This is a genomic window from Microvirga aerophila (assembly GCF_003332305.1).
Classification (GTDB): Bacteria; Pseudomonadota; Alphaproteobacteria; order Rhizobiales; family Beijerinckiaceae; genus Microvirga; species Microvirga aerophila.
The window spans coordinates 15938-37166 of the sequence record NZ_QOIO01000048.1 but is presented as its reverse complement, the minus strand read 5'-3'; the positions used below and the strand labels follow the sequence as shown (position 1 = coordinate 37166).

Below are 21229 nucleotides of genomic sequence, written 5' to 3'. Positions count from 1 at the left end.
TTATCGACCGGCCTGGATCTGCTCGATGGCTTTTCCCATCAAGTCCGTCAGGGCGCGGCTGAGCTCGGCGTCACCGATCGTCTTGCCGCCCGCTTCGAGATCCTTCCGCACCTTGCGGATGACGTCCGCGTCTCCGGCTTCCTCGAAATCGGCCAGAACAACAGTCTTGGCGTAAGCCTCGGCGTCAGCGCCGGATTTACCCAGCTGCTCGGCGGCCCAAAGACCAAAGAGCTTGTTGCGGCGAGCGGTCGCTTTGAAGCGGAGCTCCTCATCATGCGCAAACCTGTTCTCAAAGGCATCCTTGCGCTCGTCGAAACCGGCCATTGGGTCGTCCTCCTAAAGAATCGTAGCTTTCCGCGATATAAGGGCGCACTCGCAGCACCGCCATTAGCCCCCACATTGAAAAAATGCAAAGCCCCGGCGGGCTGTAACTTTGCATCTCACAGCCTGCGTTGTGCTTATTCAAGGGATCGGATAGGTTGCCCCGCAAGCGGGGGAGACGGTAAAAGCCGCGCTCACGCCAGCCGCGGATCTGACAGCTTGGCCTTAAGGAGCCTCGGCAATGGATTTCCTCAAACCTCGGTACACACCTATGAATCGTCGCCGTCGCATCTACGAGGGCAAGGCGAAGGTCCTCTATGAAGGACCGGAGCCCGGAACACTCATCCAGCACTTCAAGGATGACGCAACCGCCTTCAATGCCAAGAAGCATGAAGTGATCGACGGCAAGGGCGTGCTCAACAATCGGATTTCGGAATACGTCTTCCAGAATCTGAACGATATCGGCGTCCCGACCCACTTCATCCGCCGCCTCAACATGCGCGAGCAGCTGATTCGCGAAGTTGAGATCATCCCGCTCGAAGTGGTGGTGCGCAACGTGGCTGCCGGATCGCTGGCGACCCGCCTCGGGCTCGAAGAGGGCACGCAGCTCCCGCGCTCGATCATCGAGTTCTACTATAAGAACGACGCGCTCAACGATCCCATGGTCTCGGAGGAGCACATCACGGCCTTCGGCTGGGCGACTCCCCAGGAGATCGACGACATCATGGCGCTGGCCATCCGGGTCAACGACTTCCTGTCCGGCCTCTTCCTCGGCGTCGGCATCCGTCTCGTAGACTTCAAGATGGAGACAGGCCGCCTGTGGGAAGGCGAGCTGATGCGCATCGTCGTGGCCGATGAGATCTCCCCCGATTCGTGCCGCCTCTGGGACATCAAGTCCAAGGACAAGCTCGACAAGGACCGCTTCCGCCGCGACATGGGCGGCTTGGTAGAGGCCTATTCGGAGGTCGCCCGCCGTCTCGGCATCATGTCCGAGAACGAGAACCCCACCAACGGCGGCCCGCGCCTCGTGCAGTGAGCCGCGTTGGTTTGACAAGACTACTCCAATGCCCGGCCTCACGCCGGGCATTGTCATTTGGACTGGCGGCCGGGCTGCTGGCGGTGAGCGCCTGCGGCTACGTTCCCCGACCCGTGGCCGGTCTTCCTCCTGGTGCCCCGTGGGAGGCCCTGCCCCTGCGCAAGTGGCTGGCCGAGGACCGGGCCGAGCCGGAGGCCTTGTCCTTCTGCGCTCCGCCGGAATGCCGGCCAGGCCTTGCGGCAATCGTCGTGCGGCTCTCCGGCAAGGATGCCGAAATCACAGACGGTGTCCTGAAAGACCCGGAGCGGCTCGCCCGCGCCCTGCGGTCCCCAGCGGGCCGCACCAAGCCGGTCAAGACCATGGTGTCGGTGGAGCCGATGAAAGAGGCTGCCGCCTACGGATTTGCCATCAGCCTTGCGCCCGCCGATGAGGGAAAGGTCCCCGCCTATGGGGCAGCCCTCGGGCGGCGCGTGGGCGAGGACCTTCGCCTTGTGCTCGTCGTTGGTGAAGCGCCTGACGCCGTTCAATCCACGGTCCGGGAGGTCGCAGTCCGTGAATTGCTGCCTTAAGGCGTTGTCACTGAAGTCTATTGGCTTTATGGCGTTGGCCATCCTTCCAACAGCCCGAGGCCCTCATGAAAGCCCGTGTCACCGTGACCCTCAAGAACGGCGTTCTCGATCCGCAAGGCAAGGCCATCGAAGGCGCGCTCAAGTCCCTCGGAGTCGAGGGCATCGCCAATGTGCGCCAGGGCAAGGTGTTCGACATCGAGGTCGACACCCCCGACAAGGCTCAGGCGGAGGCCTCCCTCAAGGCGGCCTGCGAGAAGCTTCTGGCCAACACGGTCATCGAAAACTACCGCGTCGAAATCGCGTGAGGCGATCATGAATTCCGCTGTCATCGTCTTTCCCGGCTCCAATCGCGAAGGCGATGTGGTCCGGGCCCTCAAGCAGGCCGGGTCCCAGGTGCAGAAGGTCTGGCATGCCGAGACCGAATTGCCCGCGGGTACGGACCTGGTGGTTCTGCCGGGCGGCTTCTCCTACGGCGACTATCTCCGCTGCGGCGCCATTGCGGGCCGCGCGACCGTGATGGATGCGGTGCGGGCTCACGCGGCGCGGGGCGGCCTCGTGCTCGGCATCTGCAACGGTTTCCAGATCCTGTGCGAATCCGGGCTCCTGCCGGGCATCCTGATGCGCAACGCCAATCTCAAGTTCATCTGCCACCGCCAGTTCCTGCGGGTGGAGCGCAACGACACCGCCTTCACTCGGGCCTACAAGCAGGGCCAGGCGATCGATGTCTGCGTGGCTCACGGCGAGGGTAACTACACGGCCGACGAGGAGACCCTGCGCCGCCTCGAGGGCGAAGGCCTCGTGGCCTTCCGCTATAGCAATGGCCACGGACACGTGACGGCGGACGCCAACCGCAACGGCTCCATGAACTCCATCGCGGGCATCTATTCTGACAAACTCAATGTGCTCGGCATGATGCCCCACCCGGAAAACCTCATCGAAGACCTGGTTGGGGGAACCGATGGGCGCGGCCTGTTCGAGAGCCTTGTCACCTCCTTCGCCAAAGCGGCCTGACCCTTCAAAAATCGCGAGACCCTGATGATCCGCAACGACGTCGCCATCACCCCGGAACTGGTGAAGGAGCACGGGCTGAAGCCTGACGAATACGAGCGCTTCGTGCAGCTGATCGGCCGGACGCCGACCATCACCGAGCTCGGCATCGTGTCGGCCATGTGGAACGAGCACTGCTCCTACAAGTCCTCGCGCCTGCATTTGCGCGGCCTGCCCACCAAGGCTCCCTGGGTCATCCAGGGGCCGGGCGAGAATGCGGGCGTGATCGACATTGGCGACGGGTTGGCCTGCATCTTCAAGATGGAGAGCCACAACCATCCGTCCTTCATCGAGCCCTATCAGGGCGCGACGACGGGCGTGGGCGGAATCCTGCGCGACGTGTTCACCATGGGGGCGCGGCCGATCGCTGCCCTCAACTTCCTGCGCTTCGGCGAGCCGAACCATCCGAAAACCCCTCACCTGGTGTCGGGCGTGGTGGCCGGCATCGGCGGCTACGGCAATTCCTTCGGCGTGCCCACGGTGGGCGGCAGCGTGGGCTTTCACCCGCGCTACAACGGCAACATTCTGGTCAACGCCATGGCGGTGGGCCTCGCCCGCACCGACGAGATCTTTTACGCGGCAGCCACCGGCGTCGGGAACCCCATCGTGTATCTCGGGTCCAAGACAGGCCGTGACGGCATCCACGGCGCCACCATGGCGTCGGCGGAGTTCGACGATGCATCGGAGGAGAAGCGCCCGACCGTGCAGGTGGGCGACCCCTTCGCCGAAAAGCTCCTGCTGGAGGCCTGCCTCGAGCTCATGAAATCCGGCGCGGTGATCGCCATCCAGGACATGGGGGCTGCAGGCCTCACCTGCTCGGCGGTGGAGATGGGCGCGAAGGGCGATCTCGGCGTGGAGCTCGACCTCGACAAGGTCCCCTGCCGCGAGGAGGGCATGACCGCCTACGAGATGATGCTGTCGGAGAGCCAGGAGCGCATGCTCATGGTGCTCAAGCCCGGCATGGAAAAGGAAGCCGAGGCCATCTTCGTGAAGTGGGGCCTCGATTTCGCCGTCATCGGCAAGACCACCGACACCCTGCGGTTCGTGGTGAAGCACCACGGCGAAGTAATGGCCGACCTGCCGATCAAAGAACTCGGCGATGAAGCGCCGATCTATGACCGGCCTCATATCTCCAACACCTATCAGCCTGTGATCGCGCCCGAGAGCGTCAAGCCGCCTGTCTCGGAGATCGAGGCGCTGGTGAAGCTCGTAGGCTCCCCAGACCAGTGCTCGAAGCGCTGGGTTTGGGAGCAATACGACCACCTGATTCTCGGCAACACGGTGCAGATGCCCGGCGGCGACGCTGCGGTGGTGCGCGTCGAGGACGGCCCGAAAGGCCTCGCCATGACAACCGACGTGACCCCGCGCTACTGCGAGGCCGATCCCGTCGAAGGCGGCAAGCAGGCGGTGGCGGAAGCCTGGCGCAACATCACGGCGGTCGGCGGCCTGCCGCTGGCCATTACCGACAACCTCAACTTCGGCAGCCCAGAGCGGCCCGAGGTGATGGGCCAGTTCGTCGGCTGTCTGAAGGGGATCTCGGAGGCCTGCCTGGCCCTCGATTTTCCGGTCGTGTCCGGCAATGTGTCCCTCTACAACGAGACCAACGGCCAGGGCATCCTGCCGACACCGGCCATCGGCGGCGTCGGCCTCCTGGACGACGTGACGGTCAACGCCTCCGTGGCGTTCAAGCGCGACGAGGACGCCATCATCCTGATCGGCGGCATGCGGGGCTGGCTCGGCCAGTCCATCTATCTGCGCGACGTGTGCGGACGGGAGGAAGGCGCGCCGCCGCCGGTCGACCTCGCGCATGAGAAGCGCAACGGCGACTTCGTGCGCCAGCTCATCCGCTCCGGTCAGGTGGACACGGTCCACGATTGCGCGGATGGCGGGCTTGCACTGGCGGTCGCCGAAATGGCCATGGCGGGCGATATTGGGGCGGTCATCACGGCCGTTCCGGAGAACATGCCCCTTCACGCCTTCCTGTTCGGCGAGGATCAGGGCCGCTACGTGATGGCCGTCGACACGGATGCGGCCGCGGACATTCTCTATGAGGCCTCGGCCGTGGGGATTTCCGCCGTGATGCTTGGCGTCACCGGCGGCGCTTCATTGATTCTGCCGGGCGAGCAGACCATATCGGTGGCGGATCTGAAGGCAGCGCACGAATCCTGGCTGCCGGACTATATGGCCGGCAAGGCTTGAGGAGCTGACACGATGCCGATGGATGCCCGTGAAATCGAAAGCATGATCAAGGCCGCCCTTCCGGACGCCACGGTCGAGATCAAGGATCTGGCGGGGGACGGCGACCACTATGCCGCGACCGTCGTGTCCGGAGCGTTCAAGGGCAAGTCCCGGGTCCAGCAGCACCAGATGGTCTATGCGGCGCTGCAGGGCCGCATGGGCGGCGTGCTGCACGCGCTTGCATTGACGACGCAGACCCCCGACAATTGAGACGAAACCCGGCGCCTTGAACGCCGTGGAACAGGAGCATTCCATGACCGACGCCCATCAGGTGATCGACAACGAAGTGAAGTCCAACGACGTGGTGCTGTTCATGAAGGGCACGCCACAATTCCCCATGTGCGGGTTCTCGGGCCAGGTGGTCCAGATCCTGAACTATCTCGGCGTGCCTTATAAGGGCGTGAACGTGCTCGAGAACGAGAGCATCCGCCAGGGCATCAAGGATTATTCCAACTGGCCGACGATCCCGCAGCTCTACGTGAAGGGCGAATTCGTCGGCGGCTGCGACATCACCCGCGAGATGTTCCAGGCCGGCGAACTGCAGCAGTTCTTCACCGAGAAGGGCATCAAGGTCGAGCAGAGCGCCTGATCGGCCGAGCTGCTATCGAAGACCTCAAAGGCAGGGCTGACGTCCTGCCTTTTTTCATGCTCGCTTTTTGTCGCATTCCAGCCCCAGCCAAGTTTCCGGCATAATAGTGTTACTCCGATGAAATCGGATCGGCCGCAAAATCAAAAACCGAGGCGGCGCGAAACTGGGGGCTATCCATGGTCGAATCAGAAACGAACGTCGTCGCGTTCAAGCCCCGCAAGGCGGCGGCGCAGCATCATCCAAAGAGCCTGCTTGAGCGGATCTACGCTGCGGGCTCGCTTCCCGTGCGGGCCGACGACGTCGCCACCAAGGTGGCGGCCGCCATGCTGCAATCCCTAGGCTTTTTGCTGATCGAGGAAATCCTGGCAGACGGCACCCCACGAGCCCTCGCCCGCGGCGAGGCCCGCAAGGCGATGGACCGGCCCTGGCGGCTCGTGAAGCCTGCTTTTTCAGGTCAGCCCGGCCTCCCGGATGGCCTGGGGTCGCTTCCCGTTTAAGTGCGGCCGAGCGCAGTCCGCACGAACGTGAAGGCCTCGGGCGACGCCCATTCGGCTGGTCCTTTGAGGAGCGCGATCTCACAGCCGGACGCATGAACCATGAAAGTGGTGGGCAAGCCCACCACATGCCCGGACCTCTGGAGCGTCTGCAGCAGCTTGCCGCCGGGATCGGCGTAATAGGCGAGGTTGTGGATCCCGTTCTCCCGAAGCCAGGCCTTGGGCTTGTCGGGGTTGCGCGTGTCCACGTTGACGGCCACCACCTCGAAGTCCTTGCCTCCCAATTCCGCCTGCAGCTTGTCGAGAGCCGGCATTTCCTGGCGGCATGGCACGCACCACGTGGCCCACAGATTGACCAGAACCGTCTTGCCGCCGAAGTCGCCAAGACTCATCACTTTGCCATCAGGCCCGTTGAAGGCGATTACCGGCGCAGGCTTGGGTGCATTCACCCCCACGGCCGCCAATTCCCCTTTGGCCAGGGGCTTCAGCCGTTCCGCCGCCGCGGCAGCGGGCTGGCACTCGGCGGAACCCGCAAAGGAAGGATCCTTCTGCGAGAGGCCGTACCAGGCAGCACCTGCGCCCAGGAGCCCCAGGGCCGCAAGTCCGACGATCAAAGGGACAGATCGGGATGCTTTGGCTTGAGTTTCGTTCGACATGCCCGCGATGTGATCTTTTTTGCCACGCTTCTCAAGTCGAAAACGTCAGCGTGAACGTGGCCGATTCATCACGATTATGTTGAGAAGCAGGGGTTCGATCAACAAGCAGAACCCCGGCTGTGAACACAGCCGGGGTCAAAGGGCCCTAAAGGCGCTGCCCTTAGATGATGACGAAGTCGGAGGAAGTCAGTCGCAGACCGGGTCGGAGGGTCGCAATGGCGATCTCACGACCGGCGCCGGAACCGTCCGCATCATAGGATAGGACCCCGGTTGCCCTGTCATAGAGCAGATAGTCGTTCGAATCCTGTGCATCGGTCGCAATCTTGAAGTAACCGGACTTCAGCTTGCCGGGCCGCTCTTCGCTGCCCGATCCGAGCCTCCTGAAGATTGCATTGTCGAGCGCGAAGGAGTCATCCCGTACGTTGAAGTCCAGCACCCGATCGACATTGCTGGATGACAGCCGCGTATCGAACTCGAAGGTATCGCGGCCCGCACCGCCCCTGAGATCGTCGCGTCCGAGGCCGCCATTGAGAACGTCGTTCCCGCCAAGGCCCGAGATGGCGTTGCGACCGGCATTGCCGTTGATGGCATTGGCGAACTCGGAGCCTGTGAGGTTGATGCTGGAGCGGCCCGTCGCGGTCAAAACCTCGACCTCGGACGCAGTTGCAAGGGCATACCGGACACTGGTGAGAACCGTGTCGCTTCCGCCGCCGGTGGCCTCCGTGACAAGATCCAGCGTGTTGTCGACAAGGTAGGTATCGTTGCCTGCACCGCCGATGAGCTGGTCTACTCCAGCGCCGCCATCGAGAACGTTAGCGCCAGCATTGCCAGTCAGGGTGTTGTCGGCGGCGTTACCCGTAAGGTTGAAGGCCTCTACACCGACGGCAGCACGAGCGTTTTCGAGATTGGCGCCCAGTGTGTAGCTCACAAGAGAAGACACGACCGTGTCAACGCCTGTCGTGTCGACGATCACATCGCCCGTATTGTCCACCACGTAGGTATCGTCACCGGCTCCACCATCCAGGCGGTCGGCTCCGGCGCCGCCATCGAGCGTGTCGTTACCGTCTGCGCCGGTCAGGACGTTGACGCCGCTGTTGCCGGTGAGGCTGTTATTGCTGGCGTTACCGGTTGCGTTCAGCGCGCCGGTACCGGTCAGGATGATGTTTTCGAGGTTCGCCTTGTCGGCAATGGAGTAGGTGACGGACGAACTCACCGTATCCGTCCCGGCTCCCGCAGCCTCGGTGATCACTTCGGTCGCATCGTTGATGGTGTAAAGATCGTCGCCGACGCCGCCGGCCATTTCATCGATGCCATCGCCGCCATCGAGAGTATCGTTCCCCTCTCCGCCGATCAGCGTGTCGATGCCTCCTCCGCCGAACAGGCTGTCGGCCCCCTTTCCGCCGTCGAGCGAATTGGCTCCGGAGTTGCCGACGATCACGTTGCCGAGGTCGTTGCCCGTGCCGTTGATGTCGGTGGTGCCGGCCAGGGTGAGGTTCTCGACGAAGGCCGCGCCTGCGGTCGCCAGGGTGAATGTCACGCTCGACCGGACCAGATCGACGCCAGTCTCATTGGCTTCGGTGACCGTGTCACCGACGTTGTCGATGACATAAGTGTCGTTGCCCGCGCCGCCGATGAGAGTGTCTGCTCCCGCGCCGCCGTTCAGCACGTTGTCGAACGCGTTGCCGGTCAGCTTGTTGTTATCACCATTTCCAAGGACGTTGAACGCCCCGTCTGCTGGTGTCAGCGTGAAATCGGTGTCTCCCGCTTCCAAGATGTAGAGGCGTAGTTCGTCGTAACGGGTTGCCATGAGAGCGGCTCCAGTTGGTTCATTTCGGTGCAGATTTCCGGAACTCCGGGACAAGATGAGACGGTATATCATTCCGTAACCATATAACGTTACGTTATCTTGTTGGTTCCATGCTCTGATACAGAAAATTTTTCCATGAAATCGAGCGCTATACTGCCAAGCTGAACCGACATTCGCCTGCAATCTCGGCGTCATCAGGTGATGCTCGCCACGAGACCTATAGAAGTCTTCGTCTGCCCGGCACCTGGCATAGCTTGGGTCTCAGGCGCCCCCCTTCCGGGAATGCCCCAAGACGTCACCTTTGCCTCTCGCCTCTGGGACTGGATCCCGCTATGGTGCGGCCACGTTTCGGAGCGTCTGATGTCGTCTAGCCTGGTATTTTCCCGCCCTGTCCTGGTGGCGGGCCTTCTCCTTCTCAGCCTTTCGGCCTGCGGGCGTCGCGGAGCGCTCGAGCCGCCGCCGGATCCGTCGGCCGCGCAGGAGGCCATCGCTACAGCTCCGGAAGGGACGCTCCCTTCCCCGGTGGGAACGCCTCGCCGTTCGAATGCCAACCGGCCCTTTAACGTACCCAATAAGCCTTTCATTCTGGATCCGCTGCTGTAAGGCTCCTTTTCATGCATCACTTTGCTTACCGTCGTGGGGTTCTCCACGCCGAGGCCGTCGACCTGCGCCGCCTCGCGGACGAGGTCGGCACGCCGTTCTATTGCTATTCCTCGGCAACCCTCGAGCGGCATTACCGCGTCTTCGCAGAAGCCTTCGCGGATACCGACGCCCTCGTCTGCTACGCCATGAAGGCGAACTCCAACCAGGCGGTGCTCAAAACCCTCAGCCGGCTCGGCGCCGGCATGGATATCGTGTCGGAAGGCGAGCTGCGCCGCGCATTGGCAGCCGGGGTGCCGGGTCAGCGCATCGTTTTCTCCGGCGTCGGCAAGACCAAGGCTGAAATGGCCTTTGGGCTCGACAATGGAATTCTGTGCTTCAACGTGGAGTCGGAGCCCGAGCTGGAGGCGCTGTCGGAAGTCGCCCTGTCCAAGGGTATGTGCGCGCCGGTCTCGATCCGCATCAACCCGGACGTGGATGCCAAGACCCACAAGAAGATCTCGACCGGAAAGTCCGAGAACAAGTTCGGGATCCCGATTGCCCGCGCCCGCGAGGTTTATGCCCGGGCGGCGAAGCTCAAGGGGATCGAGATCACCGGCGTCGATATGCATATCGGCAGCCAGATCATCGACCTCCAGCCCTTCGACAACGCCACGGCGCTCCTGTCGGAACTGGCCAGGGATCTCATGGCCGATGGCCATAAGCTGCATCATATCGATGTCGGCGGCGGCCTCGGAGTTCCCTACCGTGAGGACAACGAGCCCCCGCCCGATCCGCAGGCCTATGCGGCCATCATCAAGCTCCACACCCGCGACCTCGGCCTCAAGCTGGTCTTCGAGATGGGTCGCCTGATCGCCGGCAATGCGGGCGTCCTGGTCACCCAAGTGATCTACGTGAAGGAAGGGGCGGACAAGAACTTCGTCATCGTGGACGCGGCGATGAACGACCTGATCCGTCCGACGCTCTATGACGCCCATCACGACATCAAACCCGTGGTCGAGCCTGGGCCGGAAACGGGCCGGATCGTAGCCGACGTGGTCGGGCCGGTCTGCGAGACTGGCGATTACCTAGCCCTGTCGCGCGACCTCCCGACCTTGAAGGCCGGCGATCTGATCGCCCTCATGACCACCGGAGCCTATGGGGCGGTTGCCTCCAACACCTACAATACCCGCCGGCTCGTGCCCGAGGTGCTGGTGCGGGGCGACGGCCATGCGGTCGTCCGCCGGCGCCCGACCTACGAGGACCTGATCGGCCTCGACCAGGTTCCGGACTGGCTCGCATAGGCCCCAGGCCCCTCTCTCGGCTCGACCTGACGAGAAATTGATCCCGGCCGAGTGCATTAATTCGCCCGGCTCAAGGTCTGTGCCTATTTGACCGCTGGTCATCCCTCGATGCCGTGCTAGCTTTTCCACGGGGCACTGGCGAAAGAGACCGCATGGCGGAGATCATGGCATGAGCGAAGGCCCGAATCCGTTGCCCCCGCAGACTCCATTGGACAAGCGGTTCGGGCGTCTCGTCGGGCGCGCCCGGTGGTCCCTCCTATGGGAGCAAGCTTGGCCGCGCGTCTGGCTGCCGGTTTCCATCGTCCTTCTCTTCCTCACCCTGTCCTGGTTCGGCCTCTGGCTCGATGCGCCACCCCTTTGGCGGATGATCGGCCTCGGCTTCTTTGCGCTCGCCTTCCTGGCGTCCCTCTGGCCGCTCCTGCGAATCCAGATGCCGAACCGCGCCAAGGCCCTGGACCGCCTCGACCGGGACACGGGCTTGAAGCACGGCCCCGCCCGGGTGCTCGACGACAGTCTCGCGCTCGGCTCCGCCGATCTCGGCACCCGCGCCTTGTGGGCCCTGCATCGCAGGCGCGCCGAGGAGGCCGTCGGGCGCATGCGGGTAGCCCTGCCGCGTCCCGACATGCCGAGGCATGACCGCTATGCCCTGCGCGCCGCCGGTCTGCTGGCCCTCGTGGGCAGCGCCTTCGTGGCCGGGCCCGAACTCGGCTCGCGCCTGACGGCGGCCTTCGACTGGAGGCAGATCGACGCCTCCGCTCCGGCATTCCGTATCGATGGCTGGGTCGATCCGCCGCTCTACACCCGCATGCCGCCCCTCATGATCGATCTGGCGCGGGACCAGCGTCTGCGAGCCCCCATCCATTCGACGGTGGTCATCCGGATCGCTGGCGAAGGCACGGCCGAGGTCACGCCCGGTCAGGGCCTTACCCCTCTGGCCGCCAGGGGCAACCAGCGTACGGACCTGCGTGAGGAGCGCTTCACCCTGGAGGGAAGCAGCGAACTCGCTGTCCGCACCGGCTTCGCCCAGAAGGTGAAGCTCCTCATCGAGGCCGTTCCGGATGCGCCTCCCGAGATCGCCTTCGCGGCTCCGCCCGAGGTGAATGCGCGAGGTACCTTCACGCTCGCCTACAAAGGCAAGGACGATTACGGGATTTCATCGGCTGAAGGCTTGGTCGAGAAAGCCGAGGGCGGCGCGGGACGATCCCTGGTGGCGCCCCCCCAGATTAATCTCCCGGCCCCCAACGTCGCCGAGAATGCGCCGGACACCCGCTCGCCGGTCGATCTCACCAACCACCCCTGGGCCGGTGCACGGGTCACGATCAAGCTTCGGGCGAAGGACGAAGCCAATCAGGAGGGTCTGAGCGAAGCCGTATCCTTCACATTGCCTCAGCGCCCGTTCACCAACCCGCTGGCGAAAGCGCTGGTGGAGCAGCGGCGCAACATCGTGCTGGCCCCTGATGACAGGAAGCGCGTGCAGACGGCTCTCGACGCCCTGCTCATCGCTCCTGAAACCTTCACGCCGCAATGGGGCGTGTTCATGGGATTGCGGATGGGCTCCGACCGGCTGCGCAGCGCCCGCAGCGACCAGGATCTTCTCGACGTGGCCGACTGGCTTTGGAACATGGCGCTCCAGATCGAGGACGGAAACCTGTCGGATGCCGAACGCGAGCTGCGCGCGGCCCAGGACCGCCTCAAGGAGGCGATGGATCGGGGAGCGCCGAACGAGGAAATCAAAAAGCTGACCGACGAGCTGCGTCAGGCGATGGACAAGTTCTTGCGCGAGTTCGCCCAGCGCATGCAGCAGAACCAGCAGCAATCCCAAGACCAGAACCAGCGCTCGCCTGATCGGGTGATCTCGCAGGACGATCTCAACCGGATGCTCCAGCAGATGGAGGACGCCATGCGCCGCGGCGACATGGCCGAGGCCCAGCGCCTTCTCGACGAGTTGCGTAATATCCTCGAAAACCTCCAGACCACCCAGCCGAACAGCCGCATGACCGACCCGCTCGGACGAGAGATGAATCAGGCCATGCGGGACCTGGAAGACATGGCGCGCGAGCAACAAAACCTGCGGGACGACACCTTCCGGCAGGGACAGAACCGGCGCATGCAGCAGGGCGACCGCAACCGCCAAGGCCAAAGGCAGGGCCAGCGCCAGAGAGGCCAACAGGGTCAGCAGGGCGAACAGGGCGAGGGCCAGGAACAGGCCGAGAATGGACAGGGCGGGCAGGACCAGGATCCCCTAGGCCTCGACCAGCAGCAGCAAGCGCTCAGGGAACGCCTGGAGGAGTTGCAGCGGCGGATGCAGGGTATGGGAATGCAGGGCGAGCAGGGCCTCGGCGACGCCGAACAGGCCATGCGCGAAGCCGAGGGCGCCCTTGGCCAGGGACAGGACGGCCCCGCCGTCGACGCTCAAGGAAGGGCGCTCGAGGGCCTTCGCCGCGGCATGCAGGGTATGGCCCAGCAAATGCAGCAGATGCAGCAGGGCCAGGGCAACGAGCAGGCAGGAGACCAGCCCGGCCAGGGCGATCCCCAGGGTCGAGGCCAAGCCTCACAGCGCGACACCGATCCCCTTGGCCGCCCCAGAAGGGATCGCGATATCTCGGACGGCCGCGTCCACGTGCCGGAGGCAGGCGAATCCGCAGCCGAACGGGCGCGGCGGATTCTGGAGGAACTGCGGCGGAAGCTCGGCGATCCGACCCGGCCTCAGGAAGAGCTCGATTATTTCGACCGGCTGCTGCGAAGAAACTGAGGCCGAACCCAACCGCCCCTTGCCTCGCCTGAAGGTTCGGGCCACCGTCCGCCCGAATCTTCTATGGAATCACCATGACCAGTTTTGCCGATCTCCTTGTGCCCGTGGCGCTTGTCGCTGTGGCTTTTGTGCTACTCCTGGGCCTCTTCAACATGCTCCGGGGCGGTTCTCCGAGCCGATCCCAACAGCTCATGCGCCTGCGTGTTCTGCTGCAATTTCTGGCCATTATCCTGATCATGGGCGTGATCTGGTGGAGAGCCGTCTGACTTGCTCCTTATTGACACGTTTCAGCCATCGTTCTTTATAAGACCTCGTTAGCCATATCTGGGTATCGTCACCCTACGGCATGATTCTTATTTGAGTAGTGGAAGCTTCGATGCGCCTCGGCACGGTTTTGGGCCTCAGCCTTTTGGTCGTCTCCATGGGAGCCACGGGCTCCCTGGGTTCGGACCTCAAGCGCCAGCCCGGCGCGACCGTTTCGGCTCAACCGAGTTTCCTGTCGGAATTTCGCTTCGGCTTCGCGGCACAAGACCCCTGGGGTCCTGAAGGCCGGAACGGATCCGCCAATCTGACGGGCGAGATTCTTTTTGCGAAGCCGTTCACGGCCTCCGACCTCTTCACCAGCTATTTCATTCCGCGGCCGCATATCGGCGGCAGCGCGAACCTCGACGGCATGACCAGCTTTGCCTATGCGGGCCTGTCGTGGACGGTCGACATCACCCCCAACCTGTTCGTCGAAGGAAGCCTTGGCGGCGCGATCCACAATGGCAAGGATCATCCGGTGAGCACCCTTGATCGCCATCAGGCGCTCGGCTGCTCGCCGCTGTTCAGGGAATCCGGTTCGGTGGGCGTTCGCCTCTCGGCGAACTGGAGCGTGATGGCCACGGTCGAACACCTGTCGAACGCCGGCGCCTGCTCTGATAATCGGGGGCTGACCAACGTTGGCGCAAGGGTCGGGTATTCGTTCTAAGCACCGGACTTGAAGTGGCTTCCACTTCTCGGGCTCATTCGGTGCTCCTACTCTCTAAGCAGCGCATCGTTCTGGTGAAACAAGACTCGCTTTTCCGCACGCTGCGCTAAGCGAAACCAACCTTTTCAAGGCCTCCCATGGTTGTTCTCAATCGCATCTATACCCGCACAGGCGACCAGGGGACGACCGCGCTGGCGGCAGGCGGACGCCGGCCGAAATACGATCTTCGCATCGAAGCCTTCGGCACGGTCGACGAGACGAATGCGTGCTTGGGCCTGGTCCGGCTCCATACGGCGGAGCATGAGATCGACCCGATGCTGGCCCGCATCCAGAACGATCTGTTCGATCTCGGGTCGGATCTGGCGACGGTCGAGACAGGCAAGCCCCTTCCCTATGCGCCCTTGCGCATCACCCAAGGACAGGTCGACCGGCTCGAGCAGGAAATCGACCAGCTGAACGGGCATCTGGCGCCCCTGCGGTCCTTCGTTCTACCGGGAGGAACCGCCGCCGCGGCTGCCCTTCACCTTGCCAGAACGGTCTGCCGCCGCGCCGAGCGGCACGTGGTCGAACTTGCAAGCCGCCCGGACGAAAAGGTCTCGGCCGAGACCGTGAAATATCTGAACCGGCTTTCCGATTTTCTTTTCGTCGCGTCACGCTACATCAATGACCGGGGCGCCCTCGACGTACTTTGGGTTCCTGGGCAGAATCGCTGAGGACCGGATCATGTTCCTGCCGCTTCATGACGGCGTGCCCCTGAAGAACATGAAGACTCCCTACGTCACCAGAACCGTGCTGATCTCCTGCGTCGTCGTCTATTTGGTCACCTTCTTCGGCCCACCGGGCCCGGACGCCATGGTGGCGGGCTTCGGCCTGATCCCGTCGGTTCTGTTCGGCACCGAAATCCTCCCCGAGGGCTTCCCGTTCGTGTCCGAGCCGCTGACCCTGGTGACAAACATCTTCCTCCACGGATCCCTCCTGCACCTTCTGGGGAACATGCTGTTCCTCTGGGTCTTCGGGGACAACGTGGAGGACGCCATGGGGCATCTGCGGTTTCTCGCGTTCTTCCTCATATGCGGAGCTGCGGCGAGCCTGACGCATGCCTTCATAGACCCGGCTTCCCATCGACCGCTGATCGGAGCCTCAGGCGGCGTTTCGGGCGTGGTGGCGGCTTATCTCATCTTATATCCACGGGTGCGCATCTGGGGGCTGTTCCTGAAAGGCATTCCGCTGCGTCTTCCGGCCTACTGGGCCATCGGCTTCTGGTTCGTTCTGCAATTCATCTCGGCCTTTTTCGGCGCTGACGACGGCGTCGGCTGGTTTGCGCATCTGGGCGGATTCGTCGTGGGCGCTATTCTCACGCCTCTGATGCGTCACCGCTACGACCCGGTCCTTGCGCGCGCCCAAGCGCAGGAACTTCAGGCTCCGCGTTGACAATCAGGAGCCTGCCGCTACGGTCCGCTCCATTCCTTTTCCTCTCCATCCGGGGAGCCGGCCGCAAGCCGGCCCGGATCTGACCTTCAACGAGGACAGACATTATGAAGCTTCTGGTGTGCGTGAAGCGCGTCGTCGACTACAACGTGAAAATCCGGGTGAAGAGCGACGGCTCAGGCGTGGAACTCGCCAACGTCAAGATGTCCATGAACCCATTCGACGAGATCGCCGTCGAGGAAGCGGTTCGCCTCAAGGAACAGGGCAAGGCCACCGAGATCGTCGCGGTCTCCATCGGCCCGCAGCAGGCGGGCGAGACCATCCGCACCGCCCTCGCCATGGGAGCTGATCGCGGCATCCTGGTGAAGACAGACGCCACCGTCGAACCGCTGGGCGTCGCCAAGATCCTGGCAAAAGTGATCGAGCAGGAAAAGCCCGATCTAGTGATCATGGGCAAGCAGGCCATCGACGACGATTCCAACCAGACCGGCCAGATGCTGGCGGCGCTCCTCGGCTGGCCGCAGGGCACCTTCGCGTTCAAGGTCGCACCGGGCGAAGGCACCATCGACGTGACCCGGGAGGTCGATGGCGGGTTGCAGACGGTGGGCCTGAAACTGCCGGCTATCGTCACCACGGACCTGCGCCTCAACGAGCCGCGCTACGCATCCCTGCCCAACATCATGAAGGCCAAGAAGAAGCCCCTCGACGAAACTTCGCCGGAAACGCTCGGCGTCGATATCGCGCCGCGCCTCAAGGTGGTGAAGACCGTCGAGCCCGGCGGCCGCAAGGCCGGCGTGAAGGTGGCTTCCGTGGCCGAACTGGTCCAGAAGCTCAAAGTCGAAGCAGGCGTGCTGTAAGGGAGACGGAACAATGACCACGTTGCTGATCGCCGAGCACGACAATGCTCACCTGAAGGATGCCACCCACAAGGCCCTCTCCGCCGCCGCGGCGCTGGGCGCGCCCGTTCATGTGCTGGTCGTTGGATCGAACGCCCGCGCGGCCGCCGAGGCCGCCTCGAAGCTCGACGGCGTCGAGAAGGTGCTGCTCGCCGATGCACCGGCCTACGAGCACCAGCTCGCCGAGCCGACCGCTTCGCTCATCGTATCGCTGGCCGGTTCCTATGACGCGCTCGTTGCGCCCGCGACCACCACGGGCAAGAACGTGATGCCCCGCGTGGCCGCGCTTCTCGACGTGATGCAGGTGTCCGACATCATCAAGGTCGTCGGACCCGACACCTTCGAGCGGCCGATCTATGCCGGCAACGCGATCCAGACCGTGCAGGCCACCGACGCCAAGAAAGTGATCACCGTTCGCACCGCCGCGTTCCAGCCGGCCGGCGAAGGCGGATCAGCCTCCATCGAGACGGTGACCGCAACCGAGGATCCGGGAGTGTCGAGCTTCAAGGGCGAGGAGATCGCCCAAAGCGACCGGCCCGAGCTGACCTCGGCGCGCATCATTATCTCGGGAGGACGCTCGCTCGGCTCGTCCGAGAACTTCACCAAGTACCTGGAGCCGATCGCCGACAGGCTCGGCGCCGCCATGGGCGCGAGCCGTGCCGCAGTCGATGCGGGCTATGCGCCCAACGACTGGCAGGTCGGCCAGACCGGCAAGGTGGTGGCGCCGGATCTGTACATCGCAGTGGGCATTTCAGGGGCCATTCAGCATCTGGCCGGTATAAAGGACTCCAAGGTGATCGTTGCGATCAACAAGGACGAGGAAGCCCCCATCTTCCAGGTTGCGGATTACGGCCTCGTCGGCGACCTCTTCACCATCCTCCCCCAACTAGAGGAGGAGTTGACCAAAGCCGGTCAATAAGGTCAGGAATAACAACTGTCCGGGCGGGTTTCCCGCCCGGGAATTTTTTGCGGGTACGACGTCCGAGGCGGCAGGCAAGATGAGCATCGAGATTAAAACCATTGGCGTGATCGGAGCCGGTCAGATGGGCAGCGGCATCGCCCATGTGTGCTCCCTTGCGGGTCTCGATGTTCGCCTTCACGATGTGTCCGAAGAGCGGATCAACACAGGGCTGGCCACCATCACCGGCAACATGGCGCGCCAAGTCGCCAAGGAGGCCATCACCGACAGCGCCCGCCAGGCCGCACTTTCCCGGATCCAGCCTGCCGTCACCTATGACGACCTCGGAGCCTGTGACCTCGTGATCGAGGCTGCGACCGAGAATGAAGAGGTCAAGCGCAAGATCTTCACCAATCTGTGCCCGTCTCTTCGCCCGGATGCGATGATCGCCACGAACACCTCCTCCATCTCCATCACGCGCCTGGCCGCCTCGACGGACAGGCCGGAGCGCTTCATCGGGATTCACTTCATGAACCCGGTGCCCGTGATGCAGCTCGTGGAGCTGATCCGCGGCATCGCAACGGAAGACCCGACCTACGAATCGGCCAAGGAGTTCATCGGCAAGCTCGGCAAGACCGTGACGGTCGCGGAGGATTTTCCGGCCTTCATCGTCAACCGCATCCTGCTGCCGATGATCAACGAGGCGATCTATACGCTCTATGAGGGCGTGGGCTCCGTCGACGCCATCGACACGGCCATGCGCCTGGGCGCGAACCATCCCATGGGCCCGCTCCAGCTCGCGGATTTCATTGGCCTCGACACCTGCTTGTCGATCATGCAGGTGCTCCACGAAGGCTTGGCCGATTCCAAGTACCGCCCCTGCCCGCTGCTGGTGAAATACGTTGAGGCCGGCTGGCTTGGGCGAAAGGCAAAGCGCGGCTTCTATGACTATCGCGGCGAAAAGCCCGTTCCGACCCGCTGAGGAATGTCCCCGCGTCCGGCCCTAAAGCCAGCGGTGAAACACATCCGTGAAGAAGTAGGGCCCGAGGGTCCATAGCCCCGCCCAGAGGGCTGCGCCCAAAATGTTGGCCACAACGAAGTGGGTCCACGGCATCCCGATGGAACCCGCCACCAGGCCGTTGAGCTGCCGCAGCACGACGATGAACCGGGCCGTCAGCACCATGAGGAAGCCCCGCCTGCGGGCCATCTCCTCCAGCCGGGCGAGGCGCTCCGGGGTGAGCTTCACCCAGGACCCGAACCTTTGCAGCAGCCGCCGCCCGCCGAACCGGCCGATGAGATAGCCTGTGCTGTCGCCCAGCACGCCCCCGAGCCAGGCGGCCAGGAACACGTGCCCGATGGCCAGATCCCCCCGGGACGCCAGGAGCGCGGCGGCGATGAGGGAGCTTTCCCCCGGCAACGGGACCCCGAAAGATTCGAGGTAAATGATGAGGAAAAGCGCAAAGGCGCCGTAGGCGGCAACGGCGGGCTCGATCCAGGCTAGGGCGTCTTGGAGGATGCTCATCGGGCTGCCAGGGACACGCAGGGAGGGTATTCACTCATATCAGCCATACCCTCGCCATACATCCGCGTTTTCCTGTGGGTGCGGCATAGACGTCGGACGCGCGGCGCTTCACAACAACGTCACGCTGACCTAGTTTAATGACAACGGGGTATGATCTTCTCTGCTTGAGGAGGTGAGGTGACGATACACGTCCAGCCTGTTGTGCGACCGGAGGCCTGCCCGGCCCTCGTCCTCAATGCCGACTTCCGGCCTTTGAGTTATTATCCCTTGTCCATCTGGTGCTGGCAGGATGCGATCAAGGCGGTTTTCCTCGACCGGGTCAATATCGTGTCCGAATACGATAAGGTCGTACGAAGTCCGACCTTCGAAATCCGCCTCCCCTCGGTGATTTCACTCAAGACCTACGTCAAGCCTTCGAGACACCCGGCCTTCACCCGCTTCAACGTCTTCCTGCGCGATCGCTTCACCTGCCAGTATTGTGGCAATCGCGAGGACCTGACCTTCGATCACGTCATTCCCCGCTCCAAGGGCGGGCAGACGACCTGGGAAAACGTGGTTGCCGCCTGCGCGCCCTGCAACCTCAGGAAAGCCGACCACCTTCCCCGGGACGTGGCCATGTGGCCGAAGCAGAGCCCGTTCGCCCCCACGCTCCACGACCTGCATTCCAACGGCCGCCTCTTCCCGCCCAACTACCTGCACGACAGCTGGATGGACTATCTCTACTGGGACAGCGAGCTGGAGCCGTAAGACGCCTTCGGCGCCAACGCTGCCGCCCTGACGCCTGCGGATCTACGGGCTGCCCAGACGGCAAAGAGCGCCAGATCTAATGAGATCAGCACGTTCCAACCGGCCAGCGACAGGCCGAGGAAGCGCCAGGCAGCCTCCGTGCAGCTGACCACCCGGGTGGACTGAAGCTGATTGAGGAAGTCGCCAACGTTTCCGGCGCTCGAGGCCGTCCCGCCACCGCAATCGCTCGGTCCAGGCCAGAACCCCCATTCGACGCCGGAATGGTAGGCTCCCAGGCCTGCGCTGGCCACAAAGACCAGTGCCAGAAGCCATAAGGCCGCCCGCGTCCAGCGCGCCGGCATCAAGGCGGTCACGAGGGCAAGCGGGATGGCGATGTAGTAAGGGTTCCGCTGAATGAGGCAGAGCTTGCAGGGCTGATAGCCCCAGGCATGCTCGAAGACGAGCGCTCCGCCGATGGTCGCGGCGGCTGCGAGCGCGATGGTGAGCGCCGCGTGACGGGCCGTCAGTCCCACTCTCATCGCCGTCTCCTTAGAAAAGATAACGGAAGGCCACGAAGCCGCCGATGATCGCCGTGACAGCACCGGCCGCGACGGCATTGAAGTGGCGATCGATGAAGCCCTTGATGGTGGGCCCGTATCGGGTCATCAGCAAGGCGATGAAAAAGAACCGGGCTCCCCGGGTGACGATGGACAGCACCACGAACCAGAACAGGCTGTAGCCTGCAAAGCCGGACGTGATGGTGACCAGCTTGTAGGGGATTGGCGTAAGGCCCTTGAGCAGGATGACCCAGTGGCCGTATTCCGCGTAAGCATGCCGGAACGACTCTGCTCCCTCGGTCAGCCCGTAAAGCTGGAACAGCCACGCGCCGATGGAATCGTAGAGCAGCAGGCCGATCATGTAGCCGAGCACCCCTCCGACGACGGACGCGGCCGTGCAGACGAGGGCGTAGAACCAGGCCCGATCGGGCCGGGCCAGCATCATCGGCACCAGCATCACATCGGGCGGGATGGGGAAGAAGGAGCTCTCCGCAAAGGACACGGCGGCCAGCGCATAGGGAGCCGAAGGCTTGGCCGCGAGCGAAAGGGTCCAGTCATAGAGGCGTCTGAGCATGAAATACCGAAGGCGTTGAGAGGTCCAGGCCATTCGGCCCAGCCCCTTTGAGCACAAGCCGAGGCCGCTGGCGAGAGGCCAGGATGCGGCGTGCCTACGCACTTCCGTGATTGACCGCGCTTCCCCGTGCATGCTACTCGGCAATTCCTTGCCCCTGTGGCGGAATTGGTAGACGCGCTCGACTCAAAATCGAGTTCCGCAAGGAGTGCTGGTTCGATCCCGGCCAGGGGCACCAAGTTCATCTTGGTTTCGCCATTATTCCCAGT

The 21229-nt window shown here is 63.5% G+C and carries 25 protein-coding genes and 1 tRNA gene; 20 read left to right on the top strand and 6 right to left on the bottom strand.

Annotated features, from left to right (window positions below; all coding sequences use genetic code 11):
* Positions 1–324, bottom strand: coding sequence for a DUF1476 domain-containing protein (locus DRB19_RS22000; RefSeq protein ID WP_114188172.1), 324 nt, complete (start codon positions 322–324; stop codon positions 1–3).
* Positions 325–562: 238 nt separating this feature from the next.
* Here DRB19_RS22000 and purC point away from each other — a divergent pair, with 238 nt between their 5' ends.
* The 8 genes from purC (at position 563) to DRB19_RS21960 (ending at position 6297) form a co-directional block, all read left to right on the top strand.
* Entirely contained in the window at positions 563–1357 is a 795-nt protein-coding gene (gene purC, locus DRB19_RS21995; RefSeq protein WP_114188171.1) for a phosphoribosylaminoimidazolesuccinocarboxamide synthase, read from the top strand.
* Between the two features lie 11 nt (positions 1358–1368).
* Complete coding sequence (locus DRB19_RS21990; RefSeq protein ID WP_147021870.1) at positions 1369–1926, top strand: hypothetical protein; 558 nt, start codon at positions 1369–1371, stop codon at positions 1924–1926.
* A 65-nt stretch (positions 1927–1991) separates the two neighbouring features.
* Positions 1992–2231, top strand: a complete 240-nt coding sequence (gene purS / locus DRB19_RS21985; RefSeq protein WP_114188169.1) for a phosphoribosylformylglycinamidine synthase subunit PurS — start codon at positions 1992–1994, stop codon at positions 2229–2231.
* Between the two features lie 7 nt (positions 2232–2238).
* Positions 2239–2937 (top strand): phosphoribosylformylglycinamidine synthase subunit PurQ, encoded by a 699-nt coding sequence (gene purQ, locus DRB19_RS21980; protein ID WP_114188168.1) that lies wholly within the window; start codon positions 2239–2241, stop codon positions 2935–2937.
* A 24-nt stretch (positions 2938–2961) separates the two neighbouring features.
* The gene (gene purL, locus DRB19_RS21975) at positions 2962–5172 is read left to right on the top strand and encodes a phosphoribosylformylglycinamidine synthase subunit PurL (RefSeq protein WP_114188167.1); all 2211 of its coding nucleotides are present in this window, start codon (positions 2962–2964) and stop codon (positions 5170–5172) included.
* A 12-nt stretch (positions 5173–5184) separates the two neighbouring features.
* Positions 5185–5421: a BolA family protein gene (locus DRB19_RS21970; RefSeq protein WP_114188166.1), complete on the top strand. Its 237-nt coding sequence runs from the start codon at positions 5185–5187 to the stop codon at positions 5419–5421.
* Between the two features lie 43 nt (positions 5422–5464).
* Positions 5465–5800 (top strand): Grx4 family monothiol glutaredoxin, encoded by a 336-nt coding sequence (gene grxD / locus DRB19_RS21965; RefSeq protein WP_114188181.1) that lies wholly within the window; start codon positions 5465–5467, stop codon positions 5798–5800.
* Positions 5801–5976: 176 nt separating this feature from the next.
* Positions 5977–6297: a hypothetical protein gene (locus DRB19_RS21960; protein WP_114188165.1), complete on the top strand. Its 321-nt coding sequence runs from the start codon at positions 5977–5979 to the stop codon at positions 6295–6297.
* Here DRB19_RS21960 and tlpA read toward each other — a convergent pair.
* Positions 6294–6950 (bottom strand): thiol:disulfide interchange protein TlpA, encoded by a 657-nt coding sequence (gene tlpA / locus DRB19_RS21955; RefSeq protein ID WP_114188164.1) that lies wholly within the window; start codon positions 6948–6950, stop codon positions 6294–6296. The genes DRB19_RS21960 and tlpA overlap by 4 nt on opposite strands.
* 160 nt (positions 6951–7110) lie before the next feature.
* On the bottom strand, positions 7111–8757 hold the full coding sequence (locus DRB19_RS21950; protein ID WP_162815799.1) for a calcium-binding protein: 1647 nt from the start codon (positions 8755–8757) through the stop codon (positions 7111–7113).
* Positions 8758–9117: 360 nt separating this feature from the next.
* Between DRB19_RS21950 and lptM the strand changes: the two genes are divergently transcribed.
* The 10 genes from lptM (at position 9118) to DRB19_RS21900 (ending at position 18566) form a co-directional block, all read left to right on the top strand.
* Positions 9118–9360 (top strand): LPS translocon maturation chaperone LptM, encoded by a 243-nt coding sequence (gene lptM, locus DRB19_RS21945; protein WP_114188162.1) that lies wholly within the window; start codon positions 9118–9120, stop codon positions 9358–9360.
* 11 nt (positions 9361–9371) lie between these two features.
* Positions 9372–10640, top strand: coding sequence for a diaminopimelate decarboxylase (lysA, locus tag DRB19_RS21940; protein WP_114188161.1), 1269 nt, complete (start codon positions 9372–9374; stop codon positions 10638–10640).
* 169 nt (positions 10641–10809) lie between these two features.
* Positions 10810–13392, top strand: a complete 2583-nt coding sequence (locus tag DRB19_RS21935; protein ID WP_114188160.1) for a TIGR02302 family protein — start codon at positions 10810–10812, stop codon at positions 13390–13392.
* Between the two features lie 74 nt (positions 13393–13466).
* Positions 13467–13658: a twin transmembrane helix small protein gene (locus DRB19_RS21930; RefSeq protein WP_114188159.1), complete on the top strand. Its 192-nt coding sequence runs from the start codon at positions 13467–13469 to the stop codon at positions 13656–13658.
* Positions 13659–13768: 110 nt separating this feature from the next.
* On the top strand, positions 13769–14362 hold the full coding sequence (locus DRB19_RS21925) for an acyloxyacyl hydrolase (protein ID WP_114188158.1): 594 nt from the start codon (positions 13769–13771) through the stop codon (positions 14360–14362).
* Between the two features lie 137 nt (positions 14363–14499).
* Positions 14500–15075, top strand: coding sequence for a cob(I)yrinic acid a,c-diamide adenosyltransferase (locus DRB19_RS21920; RefSeq protein ID WP_114188157.1), 576 nt, complete (start codon positions 14500–14502; stop codon positions 15073–15075).
* 10 nt (positions 15076–15085) lie between these two features.
* The gene (locus DRB19_RS21915) at positions 15086–15793 is read left to right on the top strand and encodes a rhomboid family intramembrane serine protease (protein ID WP_114188156.1); all 708 of its coding nucleotides are present in this window, start codon (positions 15086–15088) and stop codon (positions 15791–15793) included.
* A 104-nt stretch (positions 15794–15897) separates the two neighbouring features.
* Positions 15898–16647, top strand: coding sequence for an electron transfer flavoprotein subunit beta/FixA family protein (locus tag DRB19_RS21910; protein ID WP_114188155.1), 750 nt, complete (start codon positions 15898–15900; stop codon positions 16645–16647).
* Positions 16648–16660: 13 nt separating this feature from the next.
* Complete coding sequence (locus DRB19_RS21905) at positions 16661–17605, top strand: electron transfer flavoprotein subunit alpha/FixB family protein (protein ID WP_114188154.1); 945 nt, start codon at positions 16661–16663, stop codon at positions 17603–17605.
* Positions 17606–17684: 79 nt separating this feature from the next.
* Positions 17685–18566 (top strand): 3-hydroxybutyryl-CoA dehydrogenase, encoded by an 882-nt coding sequence (locus DRB19_RS21900; protein WP_114188153.1) that lies wholly within the window; start codon positions 17685–17687, stop codon positions 18564–18566.
* 21 nt (positions 18567–18587) lie between these two features.
* Here the strand turns inward: DRB19_RS21900 and DRB19_RS21895 are convergent, their stop codons facing one another.
* Entirely contained in the window at positions 18588–19106 is a 519-nt protein-coding gene (locus DRB19_RS21895; protein ID WP_114188152.1) for a DedA family protein, read from the bottom strand.
* Between the two features lie 177 nt (positions 19107–19283).
* Between DRB19_RS21895 and DRB19_RS21890 the strand changes: the two genes are divergently transcribed.
* Positions 19284–19853, top strand: a complete 570-nt coding sequence (locus DRB19_RS21890; protein WP_162815798.1) for an HNH endonuclease — start codon at positions 19284–19286, stop codon at positions 19851–19853.
* Here the strand turns inward: DRB19_RS21890 and DRB19_RS21885 are convergent.
* Together DRB19_RS21885 and DRB19_RS21880 are read right to left on the bottom strand one after the other, a co-directional pair.
* The gene (locus DRB19_RS21885) at positions 19826–20371 is read right to left on the bottom strand and encodes a disulfide bond formation protein B (RefSeq protein ID WP_114188150.1); all 546 of its coding nucleotides are present in this window, start codon (positions 20369–20371) and stop codon (positions 19826–19828) included. The genes DRB19_RS21890 and DRB19_RS21885 overlap by 28 nt on opposite strands.
* A 10-nt stretch (positions 20372–20381) precedes the next feature.
* Entirely contained in the window at positions 20382–20963 is a 582-nt protein-coding gene (locus DRB19_RS21880; RefSeq protein ID WP_114188180.1) for a YqaA family protein, read from the bottom strand.
* A 150-nt stretch (positions 20964–21113) separates the two neighbouring features.
* Here DRB19_RS21880 and DRB19_RS21875 point away from each other — a divergent pair.
* Positions 21114–21198, top strand: a tRNA-Leu gene (locus tag DRB19_RS21875).
* The last annotated feature ends 31 nt before the right edge of the window (positions 21199–21229 follow it).